This window comes from Azospirillum sp. (genome assembly GCF_035627195.1).
Lineage (GTDB): Bacteria > Pseudomonadota > Alphaproteobacteria > Azospirillales > Azospirillaceae > Azospirillum.
Map to the genome: position 1 here is coordinate 1 of NZ_DASPMG010000228.1, position 22,967 is coordinate 22,967.

21 protein-coding genes are annotated in these 22,967 nt (G+C 71.6%); 17 read left to right on the forward strand and 4 right to left on the reverse strand.

The features are described 5' to 3' along the window. Positions 1 to 45 precede the first annotated feature (45 nt). A complete protein-coding gene (locus VED21_RS20805; protein ID WP_324885587.1) occupies positions 46 to 1,260 on the forward strand; it encodes an NnrS family protein in 1,215 nt (404 codons plus the stop codon). A 126-nt stretch (positions 1,261 to 1,386) separates the two neighbouring features. On the opposite strand, the gene VED21_RS20810 is transcribed toward VED21_RS20805, so the two are convergent. Both VED21_RS20810 and VED21_RS20815 read right to left on the reverse strand, forming a co-directional pair. After that, entirely contained in the window at positions 1,387 to 3,123 is a 1,737-nt protein-coding gene (locus tag VED21_RS20810) for an ABC transporter ATP-binding protein (RefSeq protein WP_324885589.1), read from the reverse strand. An 80-nt stretch (positions 3,124 to 3,203) separates the two neighbouring features. Beyond that, positions 3,204 to 3,719 (reverse strand): sigma-70 family RNA polymerase sigma factor, encoded by a 516-nt coding sequence (locus VED21_RS20815; protein ID WP_324885591.1) that lies wholly within the window; start codon positions 3,717 to 3,719, stop codon positions 3,204 to 3,206. Between the two features lie 203 nt (positions 3,720 to 3,922). Here VED21_RS20815 and VED21_RS20820 point away from each other — a divergent pair, with 203 nt between their 5' ends. The 11 genes from VED21_RS20820 to VED21_RS20870 all read left to right on the forward strand — a co-directional run bounded on the left by VED21_RS20820 (position 3,923) and on the right by VED21_RS20870 (position 17,935). After that, positions 3,923 to 4,936: a FecR family protein gene (locus VED21_RS20820; RefSeq protein WP_324885593.1), complete on the forward strand. Its 1,014-nt coding sequence runs from the start codon at positions 3,923 to 3,925 to the stop codon at positions 4,934 to 4,936. A 139-nt stretch (positions 4,937 to 5,075) separates the two neighbouring features. Beyond that, entirely contained in the window at positions 5,076 to 7,367 is a 2,292-nt protein-coding gene (locus VED21_RS20825; RefSeq protein WP_324885595.1) for a TonB-dependent receptor, read from the forward strand. Positions 7,368 to 7,420: 53 nt separating this feature from the next. Beyond that, positions 7,421 to 9,202, forward strand: a complete 1,782-nt coding sequence (locus VED21_RS20830) for an IucA/IucC family protein (protein WP_324885597.1) — start codon at positions 7,421 to 7,423, stop codon at positions 9,200 to 9,202. Further along, positions 9,186 to 10,904, forward strand: coding sequence for an IucA/IucC family protein (locus tag VED21_RS20835; protein ID WP_324885599.1), 1,719 nt, complete (start codon positions 9,186 to 9,188; stop codon positions 10,902 to 10,904). Before VED21_RS20830 ends, VED21_RS20835 begins: the two co-directional genes overlap by 17 nt. A 15-nt stretch (positions 10,905 to 10,919) precedes the next feature. Next, on the forward strand, positions 10,920 to 12,170 hold the full coding sequence (locus VED21_RS20840; protein ID WP_324885601.1) for an AMP-binding protein: 1,251 nt from the start codon (positions 10,920 to 10,922) through the stop codon (positions 12,168 to 12,170). Further along, positions 12,167 to 13,489 (forward strand): DUF6005 family protein, encoded by a 1,323-nt coding sequence (locus VED21_RS20845; RefSeq protein ID WP_324885603.1) that lies wholly within the window; start codon positions 12,167 to 12,169, stop codon positions 13,487 to 13,489. Before VED21_RS20840 ends, VED21_RS20845 begins: the two co-directional genes overlap by 4 nt. Positions 13,490 to 13,506: 17 nt before the next feature. After that, entirely contained in the window at positions 13,507 to 14,361 is an 855-nt protein-coding gene (locus VED21_RS20850) for a sugar phosphate isomerase/epimerase family protein (protein ID WP_324885604.1), read from the forward strand. 17 nt (positions 14,362 to 14,378) lie between these two features. Then, positions 14,379 to 15,308 carry a siderophore ABC transporter substrate-binding protein gene (locus tag VED21_RS20855; RefSeq protein WP_324885608.1) on the forward strand — a complete coding sequence of 310 codons (930 nt, stop codon included), beginning with the start codon at positions 14,379 to 14,381 and terminating at the stop codon, positions 15,306 to 15,308. Further along, entirely contained in the window at positions 15,305 to 16,246 is a 942-nt protein-coding gene (locus VED21_RS20860; protein ID WP_324885610.1) for an ABC transporter permease, read from the forward strand. Before VED21_RS20855 ends, VED21_RS20860 begins: the two co-directional genes overlap by 4 nt. Continuing rightward, a complete protein-coding gene (locus VED21_RS20865) occupies positions 16,239 to 17,180 on the forward strand; it encodes an iron chelate uptake ABC transporter family permease subunit (RefSeq protein ID WP_324885612.1) in 942 nt (313 codons plus the stop codon). The genes VED21_RS20860 and VED21_RS20865 overlap by 8 nt, the downstream gene beginning before the upstream one ends. Beyond that, a complete protein-coding gene (locus tag VED21_RS20870) occupies positions 17,177 to 17,935 on the forward strand; it encodes an ABC transporter ATP-binding protein (protein ID WP_324885614.1) in 759 nt (252 codons plus the stop codon). The genes VED21_RS20865 and VED21_RS20870 overlap by 4 nt, the downstream gene beginning before the upstream one ends. Before the next feature lie 90 nt (positions 17,936 to 18,025). Here VED21_RS20870 and VED21_RS20875 read toward each other — a convergent pair whose 3' ends face one another. Then, entirely contained in the window at positions 18,026 to 18,643 is a 618-nt protein-coding gene (locus VED21_RS20875) for a hypothetical protein (RefSeq protein WP_324885617.1), read from the reverse strand. 168 nt (positions 18,644 to 18,811) lie between these two features. Here VED21_RS20875 and VED21_RS20880 point away from each other — a divergent pair, with 168 nt between their 5' ends. The 3 genes from VED21_RS20880 to VED21_RS20890 all read left to right on the forward strand — a co-directional run bounded on the left by VED21_RS20880 (position 18,812) and on the right by VED21_RS20890 (position 21,280). Beyond that, positions 18,812 to 19,264, forward strand: coding sequence for a hypothetical protein (locus VED21_RS20880; RefSeq protein WP_324885619.1), 453 nt, complete (start codon positions 18,812 to 18,814; stop codon positions 19,262 to 19,264). An 89-nt stretch (positions 19,265 to 19,353) separates the two neighbouring features. Further along, entirely contained in the window at positions 19,354 to 20,097 is a 744-nt protein-coding gene (locus tag VED21_RS20885) for an ABC transporter ATP-binding protein (protein WP_324885621.1), read from the forward strand. Positions 20,098 to 20,104: 7 nt separating this feature from the next. Next, complete coding sequence (locus VED21_RS20890) at positions 20,105 to 21,280, forward strand: ABC transporter permease (RefSeq protein WP_324885623.1); 1,176 nt, start codon at positions 20,105 to 20,107, stop codon at positions 21,278 to 21,280. A 433-nt stretch (positions 21,281 to 21,713) separates the two neighbouring features. Here VED21_RS20890 and VED21_RS20895 read toward each other — a convergent pair whose 3' ends face one another. Further along, positions 21,714 to 22,064, reverse strand: coding sequence for a hypothetical protein (locus VED21_RS20895; RefSeq protein ID WP_324885625.1), 351 nt, complete (start codon positions 22,062 to 22,064; stop codon positions 21,714 to 21,716). A 151-nt stretch (positions 22,065 to 22,215) separates the two neighbouring features. Between VED21_RS20895 and VED21_RS20900 the strand changes: the two genes are divergently transcribed. Continuing rightward, on the forward strand, positions 22,216 to 22,605 hold the full coding sequence (locus tag VED21_RS20900) for a hypothetical protein (RefSeq protein ID WP_324885627.1): 390 nt from the start codon (positions 22,216 to 22,218) through the stop codon (positions 22,603 to 22,605). Then, on the forward strand, positions 22,598 to 22,927 hold the full coding sequence (locus VED21_RS20905; RefSeq protein WP_324885629.1) for a hypothetical protein: 330 nt from the start codon (positions 22,598 to 22,600) through the stop codon (positions 22,925 to 22,927). The genes VED21_RS20900 and VED21_RS20905 overlap by 8 nt, the downstream gene beginning before the upstream one ends. Positions 22,928 to 22,967: the final 40 nt, after the last annotated feature.

Here is a 22,967-nt window from a genome sequence, read left to right on the forward strand (position 1 = left end):
CCCGCTGTTCCGCCACATCCACGACGTCGACGAGAGGAGGGCGCCATGACGACCTGTACGGTCCGGGCACCCGCCCCGACCCTCCCCGGCGTGCTGGGGGACGAGGGGCTGCGGCTGTTCTTCCCGCTGGCCGCCGCGCACGCGGCGCTGTGGCCGTTCCTGTGGGCCGTCGTCCAGGGGTTCCAACTTCCTTTCGCCGGCGCCCTGCCCGCCGGCCTGTGGCATGCGAACGAGATGATCTTCGGCGCCTATGGCGCGGCGCTGATCGGCTTCGTCACCACGGCGATCCCCGAATGGTCGGACACCCGGCGGCTGCGCGGGCGGCCGCTGTTCGTCCTGGCCGGCCTGTGGGCCGTGGGGCGCGTGGCGGGCCTGCTCGGCCACGACGGGCTAGCCGTCGCCGGCGCCGCCGCCGACCTGCTCTGGCTGTTCGCCCTGCCCCTCTACGTCGCGGCGGTGTCGTGGCGCAAGCGCACCACCCGGCTGGCCAGCATGGCCGGCTGGCTCACCGCCCTGGCGGCGGCCGGCGCCGCCGCGCGCCTGGGCTTCGTCCTGGGCGACGCGGACCTCGCCCGCGGCGCGCTGCACGTCGCCGGTCTGATCTTCCTCGGCCTGCTGGGCCTCGTGCTGGCGCGCATCACGGTGCCGGTGACGAACCTCGTGCTGGACCCCGGCGAGGAGACCTCCCCCTACCGCCCGCACCCCGGCCGGCGCAATCTGGCGCCGGGGCTGGTGGCGCTGACCGTCGCCGGGACGCTGGCGGGATGGTCGCCGGCCGTCACCGCCTACCTGACGATCGCCGCCGGGGCCGCCTTCCTGGACCGCGTCGCCGAAGCGTTCATCGGCCGCGAGGCCTTCCGGGCGGAGATCCTGGCGCTGGCGGGGTCGAGCCTGCTGGCCGGGGCCGGGCTGCTGCTGGTGGGGGCGGCGCGGCTGGGGGCGCCGTTCGCCGAGACGCCGGCCCTGCACGTGGCGCTGATGGGCGGGCTGGGGCTCGGCGTGCTGGCCGTGTTCGCCATCGCCGGCCTGTTCCACACCGGCCGCCCGCTGCCCGTGCCGGGGGCGGCGCGCCTGGCCTTCGCGCTGCTGGTCCTGGCGGTGCCGGCGCGCGCCCTGCCCGACTTCGGCGTCGTTCCCGACCCGCCGGGACCGCCGCACGCCCTGGCTTCGGTGCTGTGGGCGGCGGCGTTCCTGGTCTGGCTGCGGGCCTACTGGCCGTTCCTGTCCCGGCCGCGCCGGCCCGACGGCGCAGGGTGCTGACGCCGTCCGTATCATACCGGCGGCGCTTGATCGCTTCCATCGAGCGCCGCCGGTGAAACCCGACAGCCCCTTGCGCAGCAAGGGGCGAGAGGGTGATACGGACGAAGCCTTCAGGCGCCGTCCGTATCAGGCGTTCCTGCGGTCGGACGGGGCGGGGTGCTGGGCCTCGTGCAGGCGGCGGTAGAGGCCGCCGGCGCGGATCAGGCTGTCGTGCGGCCCCTGCGCGGCGACACCGCCCTCGTTGATGACGACGATCCGGTCGGCGTCGCGGATGGTCGCCAGACGGTGGGCGATGATGAGGGAGGTGCGGCCCACCGCCAGCTCCTGCAGGGAGGCCTGGATCGCCCGCTCCGTCTCCGTGTCCAGGGCCGAGGTCGCCTCGTCCAGGATCAGGATCGGCGGGTTCTTCAGGAAGATGCGGGCGATCGCCACGCGCTGCTTCTGCCCGCCCGACAGCTTCACCCCGCGCTCGCCGACGATGGTGTCCAGCCCGTCCGGGCAGTCGGCGATCAGCCCGCCCAGCCGGGCGCGGCGCGCCGCCTCCAGGATCTCGGCGTCGGTGGCGTCCAGGCGGCCGTAGGCGATGTTGTCGCGCAGCGTGCCGGCGAACAGGAAGACGTCCTGCTGCACGATGCCGATCTGCCGCCGCAGCGAGGCCAGCGTCAGGTCGCGGATGTCGTGCCCATCCACGGTGATGCGGCCTTGCGTCACCTCGTAAAAGCGCGGCAGCAGCGACAGCAGCGTCGTCTTGCCCGCCCCCGACGGGCCGACGAAGGCGATGGTCTCCCCGGCCGAGACGGACAGCGAGACGTCGTTCAGCACCGGGCGGGCCGGATCGTAGCCGAAGGTGACGCCGTCGAAGCGGATGTCCCCCTTGAGATGCGGCGCCTCGACGGCGCCCGGCCGGTCGACGATCTCCGGCTCGATGGCCAGGAAGTCGCGGTAGCGGCGGAACCCGGCAATGCCCTTGGGATAGTTCTCGATGACCGCGGCGATGCGCTCCAACGGCTGGTAGAAGACGTTGATCAGCAAGAGGAAGCCGACGAACCCGCCGACGCTCAGCTCGCCCCGGTAGACGAACCACGTGCCGGCGAGCAGCACCACCACCTGCACCAGCCGCATGCCCAGGTAGTTCATCCCCAGGCTCAGCGCCATGATGCGGTAGCCGCCCAGCTTCGCCTGCCGGTAGCGGTCGTTGTCGGCGGCGAACAGGGTGCGCTCGTGCGGTTCGTTGGCGAAGGCGCGCACCACGCGGGCGCCGCCGATCACCTCCTCGATGCGGGCGTTGAAGGCGCCGACGCGTTCGAACTGGGCGTGCCAGTTGGCCGTCATGTCCTGCCCGAAGCGCAGGATCAGCACCATGACCACGGGCACGATCAGCAGGGTCAGCAGCGCCAGCGGCACGTGCACCGACAGCATCAGCGCCAGCGCCCCCAGGAAGGTCATGACGGCAATGAACACGTCCTCCGGCCCATGGTGGGCCAGCTCGCCGATCTCCTCCAGGTCCTTGGTCAGGCGGGCGACGAGGTGGCCGGTCTTCTGCCCGTCGAAGAACCGCAGCGGCAGGCGCTGGAGATGGTCGAAGGCGCGGCGGCGCATCTCCGTCTCGATGTTGATGCCCAGCACGTGGCCCCAGTAGGTGACCACCGCGATCAGCCCGGTGTTGACGAGGTAGACCCCCAGCAGGCCGAAGCTGGCCAGCAGGATCAGGCCCCAGTCGCCGCCCGGCAGCAGCCGGTCCACATAGGCGGTGACGGCGAAGGGAAAGCCCAGCGACAGCAGGCCCGACAGGATCGCCCCGCCGAAATCGACCAGGAACAGCCCGCGGTGCGGGCGATAGTAGCCAAAGAAGTCCTTCAACACGGGTGCGCCTCGCGGGATTGCGCCGAACGGCTCCATCCCTCAGACGTTCGACCCCGCGCCGCCTTCGAAAAAATTGTGCTTCAACCGCGTTCGGCACGCGACAGCGTGTCGAGGAAGTGGCCCATGGCCAGCTTCATGTCGTTGAAGACGGTGCCCTGCGACACGCCCAGGTGCGCTGCGATCTGCGGGTAGGACCAGCCCTCCACCCGGTTCAGCACCCACACGCGGCGCGCCCGCTCCGGCAGCGCGTCCAGGGCTCCCTTGAAGCTGTTCAGCCGTTCGCGGTGCAGCAGGTGCTCCTCCGCCGAGGGGGCCTCGCAGGCGATCTGGGTGGCGTCGACGGCGTCGGACGGGGCGACCTCGAACCGCTCCTGCGTGCGGCGGCGGCGCACGTGGTCCAGCGCCAAGTTCTGCACGGTGCGGTGCAGGAAGGCGCCGATGTTGTCGATCGGCCCCCGCTCCGCCGCCCGGTGGGCGCGCAGGTAGCTTTCCTGGAGCACGTCCTCGGCGGCCTGGAGGTCGCGCACGATCCTCATGGCCCGCCCCAGGAGCGAGCGACGATGATCCAGATAGATCGCGTTCAGACTTGCGGTCATCCTCAGCCTATCGTCGCAGTGCCGGCGTCGCCGTGGTGCCCTCGCCGTAGCGTCGATGGGCCCGACGGGCTATCGCAATTGATTATTATTCTCAACTGAGGCTGTCAAGACGCCGGAACCTGCCGGACGCATATTGTGTTTTCGGCCACCCTCGAACGTCTAAGATGCAGCACAGGCCCCAACAGCAAGCGGCGGACGGCCCCGTGGAGCATGATCGGGTGGAGCAGGACAAGGCGGACGGTTCGGGCGGCGACGGCGGCTACCGGCACGCCGACCCGGTCGTCGACGCGGCGCTGAACTGGTTCGTGACGCTGCTCGACGGCTCCGCCGACGCCGAAACGCTGGCCGCCTACCACGCGTGGCGTCAGAGCGACCCGCGCCATGCGCAGGCGTTCGACCGGCTGGCGGAAATCAACGGCATGCCCGAACTGCGCGCCGCGACGCGGGCCGGCGCGCCGCAACCCGTCCCGTTGCACCACCCGGCGGCCCGTTCCGCGCCGCGCGGCCCATGGTGGGGGTCGCTGGCGGCGGCCGTGGTCCTGGCCGCCATCGGCCTGCACCTGTTCCCGGCCATGACGCTGCGCTGGACCGCCGACCACCGCACCGCGGCCGGCGAGCGGCGGGAGGTGGCGCTGCCCGACGGGTCGCGGCTGACGCTCGACACCGACTCCGCCGTGGCGCTGGATTTCGGCGACGGGCGGCGCACCGTGCGCCTGCTGCGCGGGCAGGGCTATTTCGACGTGGTGCCCGACCCGGCCCGGCCGTTCCGCGTGATCGGCGGCTACAGCACGGTGCAGGTGACCGGCACGGCCTTCGCCGTGCACGCGGACGACGGGCAGGACGCGGTGGTCCTGGAACGCGGCCGGGTGTCGGTCAGCCGGCTGGACGATCCGGACCGGTCCGTCAACCTCGTCCCCGGCGACCGCGTGACCGCCACGGCGGCCGGCCTGTCGGGGGTGGCGCGCGCCGACCCCGCGACGGCGCTGGCGTGGCGGGAAGGGCGCTACGTCTTCCACGAACAGCCCTTCGCCGCCGTGGTCGACACCCTGCGCCGCTACCATCCCGGCACCATCCTCCTGCTCGACGAGCGCGTCGGGCGGGAGCGGGTGAGCGGCAACTACCGCCTGGACGACGCGGTCGGCGCGCTGCAGTCCCTGGCCGGGATCGTGGGGGCGCGCGTGACCACGCTGCCGGCCGGAATCGTCGTCGTCCGCTGACCCCTTCCCTGAACCCCATCATTTTTGTGCCCGCTTTTTTTGTGAGGACCCGCGGCCCCGTACGTCTGGCGAAGAGGGGGCAGGCTCGACCGCCTGCGATTGATCCAAAGACGCCAGTACGAGACGGGAGTTGCAGAGAATGCTTGGCCGGACGGGTTCGTCACCGAAGGTTGCGGCGCGCGCGCAGGGGGCCGCCGCCCGCCACTTGATCATGGCGCTGCTGGCCTCGACGGCCGTCGGCGGCGCCCTGGCGCACGCAGCGCCGGCCCTGGCCCAGCAGGCGGACGCCGCGGTGACCTTCGCGCTGCCGGCCCAGCCGCTTCCCGCCGCACTCGACGCCTTCAGCCGCCAGACCGGCTGGCAGATCGGCTACCCAAGCGCGCTGGCCGCCGGCCGCACCGCACGCGCCGTGACGGGCACCATGCCGCCGGCCCAGGCGCTGGAGGCGCTGCTGGGCGGCACCGGCGTCGCCATGCGCATGACCGGCCCGGCCACCGTCACGCTGGTCGCCGCGCCGCAGGCCGCCGGGGGCGACGCGGTGACGCTGGGGCCCGTCGCGGTGACCGGCTCCGCCCTCAACTGGGGCGGACCCGGCCACACCACCATCACGCCGGAGGATCTGGCCCGCAAGAACCCCGCCGACGTCCGCGACGTCTTCGCGGGCGAGCCGGGCATCCGCGTCGGCAGCTCGGTTCCCATGTCGCAGAAGGTCTACGTGAACGGCGTGGAGGAGACCAACCTCGCCGTCACCGTCGACGGCAGCCGGCAGAACAACAAGGTCTTCCACCACAACGGCACCAACCTGATCGACCCGGCCTTCCTGAAGGTGGTGCGGGTGGACGCGGGCGTCGCCCCGGCCGATGCCGGCCCCGGCGCACTCGCCGGCTCCATCGCGTACGAGACCAAGGACGCGCGCGACTTCCTGGATCGCGACGGCGTCGGCGCCTTCGCCAAGTCCACCTTCAGCACCAACGGGCTGGGTGCCACCACCAACCTGTCCGCCTTCGCCCGCCACACGGGGCTGGAAGCGCTGGGCTACGCCACCTACGGCAAGGCCGGCCGCTTCCGCGCCGGCAACGGCGACAAGGTCGCGGGCACGGAGACCGACCTGCTCAGCGGCCTCGGCAAGCTCGCCTTCGAGAGCGAGGCCGGCCACCGCCTCCAGCTCAGCTACGAGCGGGTGTACGACGACGCGCCCCGGCCGTTCCGCGCCAACGTCGGCTCCATCGCCGGCCGCCCGGCGTGGGAACCGCGGGTGCGCGACTACACGCTGGACCGGCAGAACCTGGTCTTCACCTACACGGATTCGAAGCCGACCGACCTGTGGAACCCGAAGGTCGTCCTGGCCTACGGCCGTACCGACGTGGAGACGCCGATCTTCCTGCGCCCGACCGGCGGCAGCACCGTGCCCGGCCGCATGCCGGGCGAGGGCGGCACCAGCTCGCTGAACGGCAAGGTGGAGAACACCGTCTCCTTCGGCCTGGGCACGGTCACCGCCGGCACGGACTTCTATTCCGACAAGGGCTCCTACGAGGATCCGACCTTCGCGGTGGGGGAGAAGGCGCACAACAACGGCCTCTACGCCCAGGCGCGCATCGCCCCGTGGGAGCGGCTGCGCCTGTCGTTCGGCCTGCGCGGCGACCGGCAGGTCTTCACCGGCACCACGGGCGAGAGTTGGACCAACACCGGCGTCAGCCACAACGTCTCGAGCGAGCTGGACCTGCTGCCCCGCTTCCTGACCGCCAAGGCCGGCTATTCGCACAGCTGGGCCGGCATCCCGCTGGCCGAGAACTTCATCATGAACAACGCGTGGCGCTACGGCGCCGGGCCGAAGCCGGTGACCGCCGACAACGTGACCGCCGGGCTGGAGGCGCGCTACGAAGGCTTCACGGTGGAGGGGCGCGTCTTCCGCACCATGCTGGACGACGCGCGCGCCGCCCGCTTCGCCGCCGCCAGCGCCACCCTGGCGCGCGACGTGAAGTCCAAGGGCTACGAGGTCGGCGTCGGCTACGCCTGGGCGGACGGCTACGTGCGCGCCAAGTACGCCGACATCGACGTGACGATCGACGGGCAGCCGGCCGATTCCGACACCGGCACGTACCTCGCCACGCCGGTGGGCCGCATCTTCACGGTCAGCGGCGCCCACACCGTGCGGCCGTGGAACCTGACCTTCGGCGCCGACGTCGAGATCGTCCTGGATTACGACAAGGTGCAGGCCGGCAATCAGCCGCTGAAGGGCTACGAGGTGGTGAACCTGTTCGTGGAGCACCGCCTGCACGCCAACCCCAACGTCGCGCTGCGCGCCGACGTGCGCAACCTGTTCGACGCCACCTACGCCGACCGCGCCACCTACGGGCAGGAGTTCGGCACGGTGACGCCGCTCTACCAGCCCGGCCGGGCCTTCCTGATCACCGCTTCGGCCAAGTTCTGACGACCCGTCCTCCTTCGGTCCGTTCCGCCGGCTCACGTCAGGATCGTCCCGCCATGCGTTCATCCCAGCAGATCGCCGAACACGCCACCTTCCAGAACTTCGCCAACTGTTACCGGCGGGAGATCGACGCCGGCCGGGTCACGCGGCACGCCGCGGTTCCGGGCGCGGGCGTGGACTGCGTCGAATGGATGCTGCCGTCGCAGCGCGCGGTGCTGCGCACGGAGATCGTCCGGCATTCGCTGTGCGGCCCGTGCGCCTTCGGGCGGATCTGGAAGCGGGCGCTGCAAGACGACGTCTGGCTGCCGACGGAGCCGTTCTCCGCCGTCTGCTGCCTGGCCGGCGAAAGCTACCGCCGGGTGCGCCGCGACGGCGGACCGGACCTGCGCGGCAGCGAGTTGGAGCTGCTGCTGCGCGTCCTGCAAAGCTACCAGTCGGTGTGCACCTACCTGGACGCGCGGCAGGGCGGGGCGGAGGAGGACGAGTTCATCGCCGCCGAGCAGTCGCTGGTCTTCGGCCACTGGCTGCACCCCACACCCAAGAGCGTGCAGGGCATGACGCACTGGCAGCAGCCGGCCTACGCCCCGGAACTGCACGGGCGCTTCCGCCTGCACCTCTTCGCCGCCGCCGGGGCACGGGTCAGCCACCGCTCCGCCTTCCGCGAAAGCGCGCCGGAGATGATCGCCGCCACGCTGGGCGGGGACGCGGAACGCTTCGATCTTCGCGCGGACGAACAGCTCATCCCCATGCACCCGCTGCAGGCGGAGGCGCTGCTGCTCGACCCCGCCGTGCAGACGCTGCTGGACCAGGGAGTGCTGCGCTCCCTCGGCCCGGCGGGGCCGGAGTTCACCGCCACCTCGTCGGTGCGCACGGTCTACAGCCCGGACAGCCCGTGGATGCTGAAGTTCTCGCTGCCGGTGCGGATCACCAACTCGGTGCGCGCCAACCGCCGGCACGAGTTGGACGCCGGCGTCATCATGGCGAGGCTGATCGCCGCCGTCGGCCCGTCGCTGGACAAGCGGCTGACGTTCCTGCTCGACCCCGCCTACATCACGCTGGACGCGCCGGACGGGGCTGAGAGCGGGTTCGAGGTGATCCTGCGCGAGAACCCCTTCCGCGGCGGGCGGCAGAAGGGGATCGTCACCGTCGCGGCACTGACCGCCGACCCGCTGCCCGGCTTCCCCTCCCGGCTGGAGCGGCTGGTCCATCGCGTCGCCGCCGACCAAGGCTTGAGCGTGGCGGAGGCCGCCCGGGAATGGTTCGCCCGCTACCTCGACTGCACGCTCGATCCGCTGCTGCGCCTCTACGACGCGCACGGCGTGGCGCTGGAGGCGCACCAGCAGAACGGGCTGCTGGACATCGGCACCGGGCTGCCGGCGCGCTTTCTCTATCGCGACAACCAGGGCTTCTACCTGTCGGAGCGCTACCGCGACGCGCTGCGGCGCCTGATCCCGGAAATGGACAACGCGCGGTCGCTCTACTACGGCGAGGAGGAGATCGCCCGGCGCTTCGCCTACTACCTGATCACCAACCAGGTCTTCTCCGTCGTCGCCCGCATGGGCAAGGACGGGCTGGCCGGGGAGGACGCGCTGATCGGCATATTGCGCGACCGGCTGGAGGGGCTGGCGCGCACACTGACCCGCGCCGGGCGGCGCTTCGCCGAGGGGGTGCTCGACAGCCCGACCATCGGCGCCAAGTTCAACCTCACCGCCCGCCTGTTCGACATCGACGAGCTGCAGGCGGCGGACGAGGCGTCGCTCTACGCGCACCTGCCGAACCCGCTGTGCCGGCGGCAGGGCACGCCGTGCGGGAGGGGGTACCGTGCCCTTCCCCTCTGACCTTCCCCGCCGCCCCGAGGAGCGGGTGCTGCGCCAGCTGGTCGCCGCCCTGCTGTTCGAGGGGATCGTCGACGCGCGGGCCGAACCGGCCGGCGACGCCCAGCGCTTTTCCTGGACCGCCGGGGACGCGGCGTTCCGCTGCCGCGGCACCGCCGGGCCGTTCGGCCGGCTGCGCATCGCGCCGGGGTCGGTGGAGATGCTGGCGCCCAACGGGATCTGGGTGCCGGCCGACGCCGGTCCCCTGGTCCGGCGCCTGCCCACGCCCGACGCGCACAAGCCCGCCCTGCTGGCCGAACTGGAGCGTACCGCCGCGCTGTGCCGCTGGAACGACGCCAACCTGCCGCGCGGCGACCGCCGCGGCCTGTCCTTCCCCGATCTCGAAGGCGCGCTGGAGGAAGGGCACCCGTACCACCCCTGCTTCAAGGCGCGGCTGGGCTTCAGCGACGCCGACCACGCCGCCTTCGGGCCGGAGGCGGGGGAGGCCTTCCAGCTCGTCTGGCTGCTGGTCGCAGGCCCCCACCTGCACCGGGCGCTGCCGGACGGGGAGGCGGCGTTCTGGCGCGCCGAACTGGGCGAGGCCGCCTGGGCCGCGCTGGAACGCCGCCGCACCGAACTGGGCATCGGATGGAGCGATTACGGCCTGCTGCCGCTGCATCCCTGGCAATGGACGGCGCTGCGCGACGGCGCGCTGGCGCCCTGGCTGGCCGACGGGCGCGCGGTCGCGCTGGGGCCGCTGGGCGACCGTTACCGCGCCAGCCAGTCCGTGCGCACGGTCATGAACGTGGACGACCCCTGCAAAGCCGACGTGAAGCTGGCGATGAACATCGTCAACACCGCGTCCCGCCGCACCATCGAGCCGCACTCCGTCTGCACCGCCCCCGTCCTCTCCCGCTGGCTGACAGCGGTGGTGGAGGGCGACCCGCTGTTCGCGGACACATTCCCGCTGGCCATCCTGCCCGAATACGCCGGGGTCATCGCCGACCGCGCGGGGCCGCTGGCCGGGCAACTCGCCGCGCTGTGGCGGCGCAGCGTCGCCACCACCCTGCGCGACGGCGAGGCGGCGGTGCCCTTCAACGCGCTGATGGTGACGGAGGCGGACGGACGCCCCTTCATCGACCCCTGGCTGGCAGCGCACGGCCTGCGGCCCTGGCTGGAGCGGCTGTTCGCGGTGGCGGTGCTGCCGGTCTGGCACCTGCTGGTCCACCACGGCATCGCCGTGGAGGCACACGGGCAGAACATGATCCTGGTCCACCGCGACGGCTGGCCGGAACGGCTGGTCCTGCGCGACTTCCACGAGAGCGTGGAGTACGTGCCGGACTTCCTGCGCGATCCCGCCCTGGTCCCGGACTTCGCAAGCCTGAACCCCGTCTACCGGGGCGCCCCGCCCGACCGCTACTACTGGTCCGGCGACGTGGACGCGCTGCGCGAACTCGTGATGGACACGCTGTTCGTCTACAACCTGACGGAGCTGTCGCACCTCCTCGCCGTCTTCCACGGCCTGCCGGAGAGGTCGTTCTGGAAGCAGGTCCACGACGCGCTGGAGGGCTATGCCCGCCGGCACGACCCCGACGGCCGCCACTGGCGCATCGGCCACGCGGCCCCCGAGATCCTCACCGAATCCCTGCTGCGCGGCAAGCTGCTCCGCGCCCGAGACGAGCTGCACCACACCGTTCCCAACGTCTTCGCCACGTTTTCCGCCTGAGCAACGAGGCATCCGATGATCCGGATCGACGACCGACACTACACCCGCCGCGAGGTCGAGGAGCTGACGGCGCGCCGCGCCGAGGAGGCCCGCCTGCACGCGCGGCCGGGTGCCCGCTACGCCGCCTGCTTCGCCCGGACGATCGACTGGCTGGGCCTGTTCTTCGCCATCCGCGCGGCGGGCGGCAGCCTGCTGCCGCTGCACCCCAGCACGCCGCTGGCCGCAGCCCGGCGCGCGGCGCGCGACGCCGGCTGCCACTACCTGTTCTTCGACGGTTTCACGCCCGAGGCGATCGCGCCGGAGGCGGAAACCGGCGCGCCCGGCCGGCTGATCCAGATGAGTTCGGGGACCACCGGCGCGCCCAAGGTCATCGCCCGCACCTGGGAGGCGATCGACCGCGAGATCGAAAGTTACGTCGGCCATTTCCGCGAGCCGGAGGGGATGACCCCCGTCGTCGCCTGCCCGACCACCCATTCCTACGGGCTGATCTGCGGGCTGCTGGTCGGCCTGCGCCGGGGGGCGGAGCCGGTCGTCCTCGACACCGGCAACCCGAAGTACATCCTGAAGGCGCTGCGGGAGGTCGAGCGGCCGCTGCTCTACGCCTCCCCCGTCATCCTGCACACGCTCGCCCGACTGCTGCCGGAGGGGGAGGCGATCCACGCGGCCATGACCTCGGGCACGCTGCTGCCCGAGCCGTGGTTCGCCCGCATCCGCGCCCGCACCCGCCACCTGTTCCAGCAGTACGGCTGTTCTGAGGCCGGGTGCATCGCCGTCAACCCGGACATGACGGCCACCAGCGACCTGGGCTACGTCCTGCCCCACCACCGGCTGCGCACGGGAAGCGGCCCGGACGCGCCGGAGGAGATCGTGCTCGCCGGGCCGGAAGAGGACATCCACACCCGCGACCTCGGCTACCGCAGGCCCGACGGCATGCTGGTGTTCGCCTCGCGCATGGACGACACGATCAACGTCTCCGGCCTCAACGTCTATCCCAAGGACGTGGAGGACGTGGTGATGGCCCTGCCCGGCGTCACCGACGCGGTCGCCTTCCGCAAGGCCGACCCCTTCGCGGGCGAGCGGGTGGCGCTGGTCTACAGCGCCGCCGCACCGGTGCCGGTGCAGACCATCCGCGACTGGTGCCGCGAACGCCTGGCCTCCCACCAGCAGCCCGCCGACATCGTGCAGGCCGACGCCCTGCCCCGCATGGCCAACGGCAAGATCAGCCGGCGCGAGGTGGCCGCACTCTACGCGGGGGCCGGCCGATGACCCATGATGCCATAACCCGTGATGCCATCATCGCCGCCATCCACACGGTCCTGCGCGACCACCTGAACAGCCCGCACCTCGACCGCTTCGCCCCCACGGCGCGGCTGAACGAGGACCTGTACCTGGACTCCGTCCTGATGATGGAACTGCTCCTGCAGCTGGAGCTGTCCTTCCAGCTCTCCGTACCGGAGGAAGCCTTTGCCGGCCGCGCGCCGTCCACCGTCGCCGACCTCGCGGCCCTGTTCGCGACCGGCGCCGCCCCGCCCCCGGCCGCCCTGGAAGAGCCGGCCGGCAGCGTGCACGGGGAGGAATACATCGACATCAAGGTGCATTGCTTCGTCAGCAACGTCTGCGACGGGCTGAAGCGCGCGGGCATCGACCACCGGCCCTTCTACTTCGGCGTCTGGGACGCCGACTTCGCGGTGGGGGAGGACTGGGTGCTGCGCTATCACGCGCCCACCGTCAGCCACGACTTCTTCCGCGACTGGTTCCACCGCCTGTACGGGGCGGAGGTCCGGCCCTGGTATGACCACGGCCGCAGCAAGGCGGACAACCTCGCCACCCTGCTCGACCTCGTCGAGAACCGGGCGGAGACGCTGAGCGTCATGGCCATGGTGGACCTCTTCCACCTGCCGGAGCGCGAGAACAAGTTCAACCAGAACCCCTTTCCCCACTACCTGATGCTGGAAAAGACGGCCGACCCCGGCGTCTTCTTCGTCGCCGACCCCGACTTCCGTTGGGAAGGGGAGATCGCGCGCGACAAGATCATCAACGCCTTCTGCCAGCCCAGCGTGGCCGGCGGCTACGCCTTCGACCGCCGCGACCTGCGGCCAGCGCGGGCGGGCGACCTGAAGGCCTATTTCGAGGCCTGCTTCCGGGGCGACGCCAACCCGCTGACCAGCGCCGTGCGCGCCATCGTGGCCGCCCATCTGGCGGGCCCCCATCTGACCGGAAACGGCGGCCGCACCCCGGCCGACCTCGCCCACGCGCTGCGCGAGTTGCCGGTCATCTCCATCCGCAAGTACGCCTACGAGCACGGCTTCGCCTTCTTCTGGCGGGCGCTGAAGCTGCCCGACCAAACCTTCCTCGCCCACTGCGACGAGATCGAGGACCTGGTGCAGGGCTTCAAAACGCTGCACTACGCCGCGCTCCGCCTCGCCCAGACCGGCGACGGCAGCCTCGCCCCGGACCTCTACGCCCGGCTGGACCGGCTGGACCGGCAGGAATTCGCGCTGAAGCGCGAACTCGCCGCCGTCTTCCGGGCGTGGTGCGCGGCCAACGGGCTTGCCGGCGACCGTTCACCGCCAACCACTCCCTGAACCGCTGAGGTGGCCTGATGAAAGTCTCGCTCTGCACCATCACGTTCCGCCATCATCTGGTGTCGCTGGAGGACCTCGCCGTCTGGGCGGGGGCGAACGGCTTCCAGGGGATCGAGCTGTGGGGGGCGCACGCCCGCAACATGGCGCACGACCCCGCGCGCGACGCCGCGTGGCTGGCCGGCTACGGGCTGTCGGTGCCGATGGTCAGCGACTACCTGCCGCTCGACGGCGACGCCGAGGCGCTGCGCCACAAGACGCTCGACCTTTGCCGGCTGGCGCAGCGCTGGCGGGCGCGCAAGATCCGCACCTTCGCCGGCGGCACCGGCAGCGCCGAAACGCCGCCCGAACGCCGCGCCTTCATCGCCGAACGGCTGCGCATGATCTGCGCGCTGGCGGCCGGCCACGGCCTGTCGGTGCTGGTGGAGACGCACCCCAACACGCTGGCCGACACGCTGGCGGCGACGCGCGCGCTGATCCGCGCCGTCGACCACCCGGCGCTGAAGGTCAACTTCGACGTCCTGCACGTGTGGGAGGGCGGCGACGACCCGGTGGCGGCGCACGCCGCGCTGCGCCCGCACATCGGCCACTACCATCTGAAGAACGTCCGCTCCCGCGCCGACCTGGGCGTGTTCGAGCCGGCCAACGTCTACGCCGCCGCCGGCCGGCGCGACGGCATGGTGCCGCTGTTCGACGGCACGGTCGACTACCGCGCCTTCCTCGCCGAACTGGCCGGCGACCCGGACGCCGAGGCGTCGCTCGAATGGTTCGGCGACGACTGTTATGGCGTGCTGCGCCGGGACCGCCGGACCCTCGCCGAAACCGCCGTCGCCGCCACGGCCCGTCCCCGGCGCCACGCCGGAATGCGGCATTGATGGCGGGGGAGCACACCATGGCTCGGTTCGGCCGGTTCGCAGCGGCCCTCGGGTTGGCTGCAGCGGTGCTGTCGGCGGCGGTGCCCACATCGGCACTATCAGCTTCGGCGGTGGAGATCCCCACGGCGCTCGGCTCCGTCGCCATCCCAGCGGCGCCGCGTCGGGTCGCCGTCTACGACGTGCCCGCCGTCGACACGCTGGCGCGCCTGGGCGTCAGGCCCGCCGGGCTGCCGGCGCGCCTCTACGTACCCGAACTGGAACCGCTCGCCAAGGCCGCCGCCCCCGTCGGCACGATCCACGAGCCGGACCTGGAGGCGCTGAGTGCGCTTGCCCCCGACCTCACCATCGTCGGCGGGCGTTCCTCCACCAAGCTCGCCTCGGTGCGGCAGGTGGGGCCGGCCATCGACATGAGTCTGGACGGCGCCAACCTGCTCCCGAACCTGCGCTCGCAGCTCGCGGCCTACGGCCGCCTGTTCGGTAGGGAGGCCGAGGCGCAGGCGGCAACGGCGGAGCTGGACGCCGCCGTCGCCGCGACCCGCGCCGCGGCGCAGGGCAAGGGCAACGCCCTCATCGTCATGACCAACGGGCCGCGGCTGTCGGCGTACGGCCCCGGTTCGCGCTTCGGCTGGCTGCACACCGATCTCGGCCTGCCGGCCGCCGTGCCCAACCTGCAGGCCGCCATCCATGGCGAGGTGATTTCCTTCGAGTTCATCCGCAAGGCCGATCCGGACTGGCTCATCGTCCTGGACCGCACCACGGCCATCGGCGAGGCGGGCGGCAACGCCCGCGCCACGCTGGACAACGAACTGGTGGCGCAGACCACGGCCGGGCGCAAGGGGCAGATCCTGCTGCTGCCGCCGGCCGACTTCTACATCGCCGCGGGCGGCTTCTCCGCCACGTTGCGCGTGCTGGCGCGGATCCGCGACGGGTTCCTGGCGGCGCGATGACGGCTGCGTTCGGAACGATCGCGCTCTTCGCGGCGCTGTGCGCGGCCAGCCTGTCGGTCGGCGTCGCCGACCTGTCGGCGCCGGCCGCGCAGGCGCCGCTGGAGATGCTGCTGGTCAGCCGCCTGCCGCGCACGCTGGCCGCGGTCCTGGTGGGCGCCGGCCTCGCCATCGCCGGGCTGGTCATGCAGACGCTGGCCCGCAACCGCTTCGTCGACCCCGGCATCGCCGGGACGGAGCAGAGTGCGGCGCTGGGCGTGCTGGCGGTCACCGTGCTGTGGCCGTCGGCTTCCATCGCGGGGAAGATGGCGGTGGCCGGCCTCGCCGCGCTCGCCGGCACCGCCGTGTTCCTGCTGCTGGTGCGCCGGCTGCCGCCGACCCAGCCGTTCCTGATGCCGCTGTTCGGCCTGATCTACGGCGGCGTGATCGCCGCCGGCGTCACCTTCGCCGCATGGCAGCTGGACCTGCTGCAGTACCTGGACGTGTGGATGAACGGCGACTTCTCCGGCATCCTGCGCGGCCGGTACGAGATCCTGTGGGGCGTCGCCGCCGCCGTGGCGCTGGCGTGGTGGCTGGCCGACGCGCTGACCATCGCGTCGCTGGGCAAGGACGTCAGCGTCGGCCTCGGCCTCGATTACGAGCGGATGGTGCGGCTGGGGCTGGTGATCGTCGCCCTGCTGTCGGCGCTGACCGTCGTGGTGGTGGGGATGATCCCCTTCGTCGGGCTGATCGTCCCCAACCTCGTCTCGCGCCTGCGCGGCGACAACCTGCGCGGCGCCCTGCCCTGGGTGGCGCTGGGGGGTGCGGCGCTGACGCTGGGCTGCGACGTGCTGGGCCGCGTGCTGCGCCACCCCTACGAGATCCCCATCGGCACCATCCTGGGCGTGGTCGGCGCCGCCGGCTTCCTGTGGCTGCTGGCCGGGGGGCGCGGCCGTGGCTGAGCGCCGGCTTTGGATCGCGGCCGCCCTGGCCGCCCTGGCCGTTCTGGCGTTCCTCACGCTGGGGCTGCGCGGCAACCTCGCCTTCGTGCTGGAGCTGCGGGCGCTGCGGCTGGCGGCGCTGGTGCAGGTGGCCGTGGCCATCGCGGTCGCCACGGTCCTTCTGCAGACCGTCACCGGCAACCGCATCCTGACGCCGTCCATCATGGGGCTGGACGCGCTCTACCTGCTCGGCCAGACGCTGCTGGTGTTCCTGCTGGGCGGCATCGGCTTCGCCGACATCGACCCGCGCCTCAAGTTCGCCTGCACGCTGGCCGCCATGATGGCGCTGGCGGCGGCCGTCTTCCTGCCGCTGCTGCGCGCGCAACTGTCCTTGTACCTGATGCTGCTCACCGGGGCGCTGCTGGGTATCCTGTTCCGCAGCCTCTCGTCCCTGCTGGCCCGGCTGATCGATCCCAACGACTTCGCCGTGCTGCAGGGGGTGAGCTACGCCACCTTCACGGCGGTGCCGCGCGACCTGCTGGCGATCGGGCTGGCGCTGACGGCGGCGGGGACGGCGCTGGCGTGGCGGCAGCGGCACGTGCTGGACGTGGTGGCGCTCGGCCCCGCGGCGGCGATCAGCCTGGGCGTGGACTGGCGGCGCACCGTGTCGGGCCTGCTGATGCTGGTCGTCCTGCTGGTGGCGGTGTCCACGGCGCTGGTCGGACCGGTCGCCTTCCTGGGCCTGCTGGTCGTGGCCCTGGCCGAGCGGCTGACCGGCACCCAGCGCCACGCCGTGCTGCTGCCGGCCGCCGCCTGCATCGCCGTGGCGGTGCTGGTGGGCGGTCAGACGGTCCTGCAGCACGGGTTCGGCGGGGCCGCGACGCTGGGCGTGATCGTCGAATTCCTGGGCGGGCTGGTCTTCCTGATCCTGTTGGCAACCGGACGCGGACGATGATCGAGATCGAGGGCGTTTCCCTCACCCTTCAAGGTGCCGCGATCCTGCGGGACGTGTCGGTGACGCTGCCCAAGGGCGGGCTGACGGCGCTGATCGGGCCGAACGGCGCGGGCAAGTCCAGCCTGCTGTCGCTGGTCGCCCGCCTGCAGCCGCTTCAGGCCGGGCGCATCGCCGTGGACGGGCTGGCGGTCGACCGCACGCCAAGCCGGCAGCTGGCCAAGGTTCTGACCATCATGCGCCAGGACACCGGCCTCGCCAGCCGGCTGAGCGTGCGCGAGCTGGTCGGCTTCGGCCGCTTCCCGCACAGCCGAGGCCGCCTGACGGACGAGGACCGCCGATGCGTCGCCGAAGCGCTGGAGCAGTTCGACCTGACCGCGCTGGCCGACCGCGACCTCGACACCCTGTCGGGCGGGCAGCGGCAGCGCGCCTTCGTCGCGATGGCCTTCTGCCAGGGCACCGGCTACCTGCTGCTGGACGAGCCGCTGAACAACCTCGACATGATGTACGCGCGGCAGATAATGCGGCACCTGCGCGACGCCGTCGACCGGCTGGGGCGGACCGTGGTCATCGTCCTGCACGACATCAACCACGCCGCCGCCTACGCCGACCGGATCGTCGGCATGAAGGACGGCCGCATCGTCGCCGACGGCCCGCCCGCGGAGGTGCTGACCGTCGACCGGCTGGAGGCGATGTTCGGCTACCAGATGCAGATCCACCGGCTCGGCGGCCGGATCGTCGTCCAGCACCACGACTGATACAGGCGGTCACCCCAGCCGCCGAAGGGAGCCGGGCATTCCCCGATCTCCGCCCCATCGCGAACGCGGTAACGGAACCGGGTAGATCGGTCAGCGACCGGCGCAGACCGCCGTGCCGGCCGCCAGGGTGCAACTTCCGCCCTTCGAATCGACGATCGTGTCGCCGCTGCGCCGGGTCCAACTGCCGTCGGAGTGGAAGAAGGTGTCGCCGTTGCGCTGCGTCGAGGTGCCGTCGGAATGCACCCAGGTGTCGCCGGAGCGGCGCGTCCAAGTGCCGTCGGCGCGACGATACAGCCCGTCGGCCTGCCGGACCAGCGGCCCCTGCGGGCCGACGATCTGACCGCCCGAGCGGCGGTAGGTGCCGGGCACCGGAAGCCCTGGCGCCGCCAGCAGCTCCGACCAGTCGTCGCCTTCCGGTGCAGGCGCGCCGGGGGTGGCCTGTCCCGGCATTGCCGGAACAGCGCCGGCCGGCGGCAGGGTGGCGAGGCCGGAGCCGGAGCCGGAGCCGGTGTCGTCGATGGCGTCGAGCGTGCGTGTCACCGCCTCCTCGCCGGTACGCACGGCGTAGCGCGGCAGCGGCATCGTCTCGCCCTTGGGCGGCGGCATGGTGGGGCCGGCGACCGGGCGCTCCAGCACCTCGGGCGTGCCGCAGGCGGCGAGACCCACCGCCAGCACGGCGGCGAAACGGCGGACGGCAAGCACCGGCATGCTGCGAAACCCTGCACGGAACGATCGATCGCCGATACGAAAGCACGTCCACCGGCACCCCGCAAGCACCCGGCCCTTTCCCGCGCCCGGCGTGGAACTTAAGCTGCACCGGCGCCACAAAGGATGGCACGCACCGCCCGCGGCACTTGGCACCGAAGGGAGACCACCATGACGAACCGCACGCGCACGATCCTCGCCGCCCTGGCCTTCGCGGCCCTGCCGGTCGTCACCCTGCCCGCCCCGGCTGCGGCGGCCGACATCCGCGTCACCTTCACCAACGGAAGCCCGAACGTCTACGCCTACACCTTCATGTTCTGCGACTGGAGCGGTTGCAAGGCCGACAGGACCGAGACCGGAACCGTCGACGCCGCCCCGTCCAAGACGACGCAGGGATTCCTCCGGAAGATCGTCCGCATCGACCGCGGCTGGATGCTGATGGTCGACGTGCGCAACGGGACCGCCCGCGCCGCCGCCAACATCTCCTCCGCCCCGGCCAGCGGCGCGGTCGAGGTCTCCGGCATCTACGCGTGCAACCAGCCGGGCTGCCACGTGTTCGTCGACGGCGGTTCGGACTTCCTGGATTTCAACATCGACCCGGACCGGCTGGACTGGGGAAAGTAGACCGCCGCATCGCGCGCGTTTCCTTTCGCCGGTTGCGGTGCTAGCGTCACCCGCACCCTACGGCAGCACGCACAGACACACCGGCCGCGATGATCGAGCTTCAGGATGTCCGCAAGACCTACCGGGTCGGCCCCGTCGACGTCGAGGTGCTGAAGGGCGTCACCTTCACCATCGGTGCCGGCGAGCTGGTGTCCATCATGGGCACCTCGGGGTCCGGCAAGTCGACGCTGATGAACATCGTCGGCCTGCTCGACCGGCCCACGGCCGGCGCCTACCGCATCGACGGGCAGGACGCGGCGTCCCTGTCGCCCGACCGTCAGGCCGACCTGCGCAACCGCAAGATCGGCTTCGTCTTCCAGTCCTTCCACCTGCTGCCGCGGCTGAGCGCCTTGGACAACGTGGCGCTGCCGCTGTTCTACCGCCGCATCGGCACGCGCGCGCGGCGCGAGCAGGCCATGGCGTGGCTGGACCGCGTCGGCATGGCCGACCGCGCGCACCACCGCCCGAACGAGCTGTCCGGCGGCCAGCGCCAGCGCGTCGCCATCGCCCGCGCGCTGGTCGGCGAGCCGAGCCTGCTGCTGGCCGACGAGCCGACCGGCGCCCTCGACACCCGCGTCGGGCAGGAGGTGCTGGACCTTTTCCGGGAGATGAACGCCAGCCTGGGCGTGACGACGGTGATCATCACGCACGACCCCGGCGTGGCCGCGCAGTGCCGGCGCCGGCTGCTGCTGCGCGACGGCCTGCTGGTGGGCGACGACGGCGCCTTCGACAAGGCCCGGCCGGCGCGCCCCCACCCGGCCGCCAAGCCGGTCGCCCACCCGGCGGCGGCGTGAGGCCGGCATGCTGCTGCAGATCGCCCGCGAGGCCGCGGCCAACCTGATCGGCGCCAAGCAGCGTTCGCTGCTGGCGCTCATCGGCATCGTCATCGGCACGGCGTCGGTCATCGCCATGACCAATGTCGGCCAGATGGTCACCGCCCAGGCGCTGCAACAGTTCGAGGCCATGGGCACCGACCTGTTCACCATCAACATCTCGCCCACCCAGACCTTCAAGGGCCTCGACCTGGACGTGGCGGAGCGGTTCGCCGACACGCCGGGCGTGCGCGTGCTGGTGCCAGTCATCACCGGCGGCCCCGGCTACATCCGCGACGGCCAGCGCGGCTTCGCGCAGACCGTGGGCACCACCGAGGCGTTCCTGAACGTCGCCAAGCTGCAGGTGGACAAGGGCCGCTTCGTCTCCACCATCGACGGGTCGGAGCCGTTCGTCGTCGTCGGTGCCAAGGCGTTCGAGGGCGGCTTCGGCGCGCAGGCGATCACCCCGGCCCGGCCCGGCGACACGCTGCAGATCGGCGACAGCCTGTTCGCCGTGGTGGGCGAACTGGGCCCGGCGGCCTTCAACCCGCTGCTTCCGGTGGACGCCAACCGCACGCTATTCGTGCCGGCCCCGGCCATGCGCCGCATCGCGGAGCAGGCCAAGGTGAGCATGCTGGTCGGCCGCGCGTCCCCCGGCCACGACACCCGGCAGGCGGCGGAGGCCGTGCACCGCCGCATCGCCGAGAAGGCGCCGGGCGCCAACGCGCGGGTGCAGCTGGCCGAGGAGTTGATCGCCACCATGCAGCAGCAGATGCGCCTGTTCACGCTGCTGCTCGGCGCCATCGGCAGCATCTCGCTGATCGTCGGCGGGGTGGGCGTGATGAATATCATGCTGGTCTCGGTGACCGAGCGGCGGCGCGAGATCGGCCTGCGCCTCGCCATCGGCGCCCGCCCGCGCGAGATCACTTGGCAGTTCCTGACCGAGGCGGTGATGCTGTCGCTGGCCGGCGGCGCCATCGGGCTGGTGGCCGGCATGGCGACCGCCTACGGCTTCGGCGAGATGAACGGGATCCCGTTTTTCATCTCCAGCCAGGGGCTGGTTCTGGGCGTGGCGGTCTCGGTGCTGATCGGCGTGTTCTTCGGCTACTACCCCGCCAGCCGCGCCGCCAAGCTCGACCCCATCGAGGCGCTGCGCGCGGAGTGAGCGGGCCGGCCTTGGTGCAAAATGTGGTGCGCCGGCGGATGTCGGCCTCAAACGTTGGCGATCGGTCCATCGCTATCACTACCTTGCCAACCTGATCGGAAGGGATGATCGGCTGGTCTGTTGAGCGTTCCAGGGTGTTTCCTGGGAGGCGGCGATGGACAAGATGAGTGAGGCATGAACGGCCGACCAGGAGCGCTGGCTGGCCCCGTTCCTGGACCGGCGCAACGGCACTGGGCGCCGCTCTACATCGCGGGCCTGCTGGCGCCGGAGGGGGAGTGCCAGGAGTTTGGGGGTATTGCGCTGAGGAGGGTATGACCGGCCGAATGTTTCACCGGCTGAGGATCAAGGGAGGTGGATTTTGCGCTTGGTGGAGATCAAGGGTGACAGTCCGCCCCGCAGCGCTGACGTTCTGGAGATCCACCGCCCCGATGATCTACGCGATCTCGCCGCTCTGGGCCTGACGCACGCTGAGGGCAAGCAGCTCCTCGCCCGCGTGCAACAGAAGGTCATCGCCGCGCAAAGCCGCGATCATGCCGCTCGGCGGCCGCTCTGCCGAACCTGCGAAACCGCGTGTCATGTGAAAGATTACCGAACCCGCCCGCTGGCCACCCTGTTCGGCGCGGTGATGGTCCGACTGCCCCGCTTCCGCTGTACCGGCTGCCGCGGTACGGAGGCCGGCGTCGACTGGCCAGCCCATGCCCGCTCGACGCCCGAACTCGACCAGCTCCGGGCATATCTCTGTGCGCTCCTGCTCTATCGCATCGCGGCTGGGGTGCTCGAGCATCTTCTGCCGGTGGAAGCTGGGTCCAGCCACGAAACCATGCGTGCCTGCACGCTGAAAGTCGGCGAAGAGCTGCGCACCGTGCCCGTCACCGAACCCAGGGCGGCGGCCACGGTGATCACCCTCAGCCTGGGTTCGACGTTCATCCGGAGCTGTGAAGGGGGGCCGGCATCTGGAAGTCCGCCTCGGCAACGTCGAGACGTCCGCCGGAGCCCGGCACGTCTTTGCCGCGGTCGCCAAAGCCGAGACCGACATTACGTTGCTGATCCAGCACAGCCTTGCCGTGGTCGGTCAGAGCGAGGCCGCCGAGGTGAGCGCGTTCACCGACGGCTGCTCCGGGCTACGCTCCCTTCTGGCCGCTGCCGGCGTGACCACCCAGCCGTATCTCGACTGGTTCCACATCGCCATGCGCCTGCAGCACGCCAAGCAGATGGCCGACGCCTTATTGACCGACACCGCGGTTGCATTGGCGGATCTGGAACGGCAAGGCCAGCGACGGGCGCAAGACGCCGGCCTGCCGTCGGTTGTGGACGGCTTTGCGTGAGCTTGACCGGTATCTCTCCGGCCAGAGCGCGTGGATCACCCATTACGCCGAGCGGCACCGCGCCGGCCAGCGGGTTGGAACGGCGCTGACCGAAGGCACGGCGAACTTTCTGGTCAACCGCCGCATGAACAAGGCGCAGCAGATGCGCTGGTCACGCCGAGGTGCTGACCTCCTCCTGCAGGTCCGCTGCGCCGTTGTCAACGGCCAGTTCGGCTCCAGCTTCGGTCAACTTTCAAAGCCGAAGCCTCTGCCGCCTCCGGTATCGCTACGGCTGCTTGACCCCCAATCTCCTGACACTCCCTTGCGACAGGCGCTCGATTGATGAGCGCAGTACGGAGCGGAGCGGAACGCCAAAACGGGCG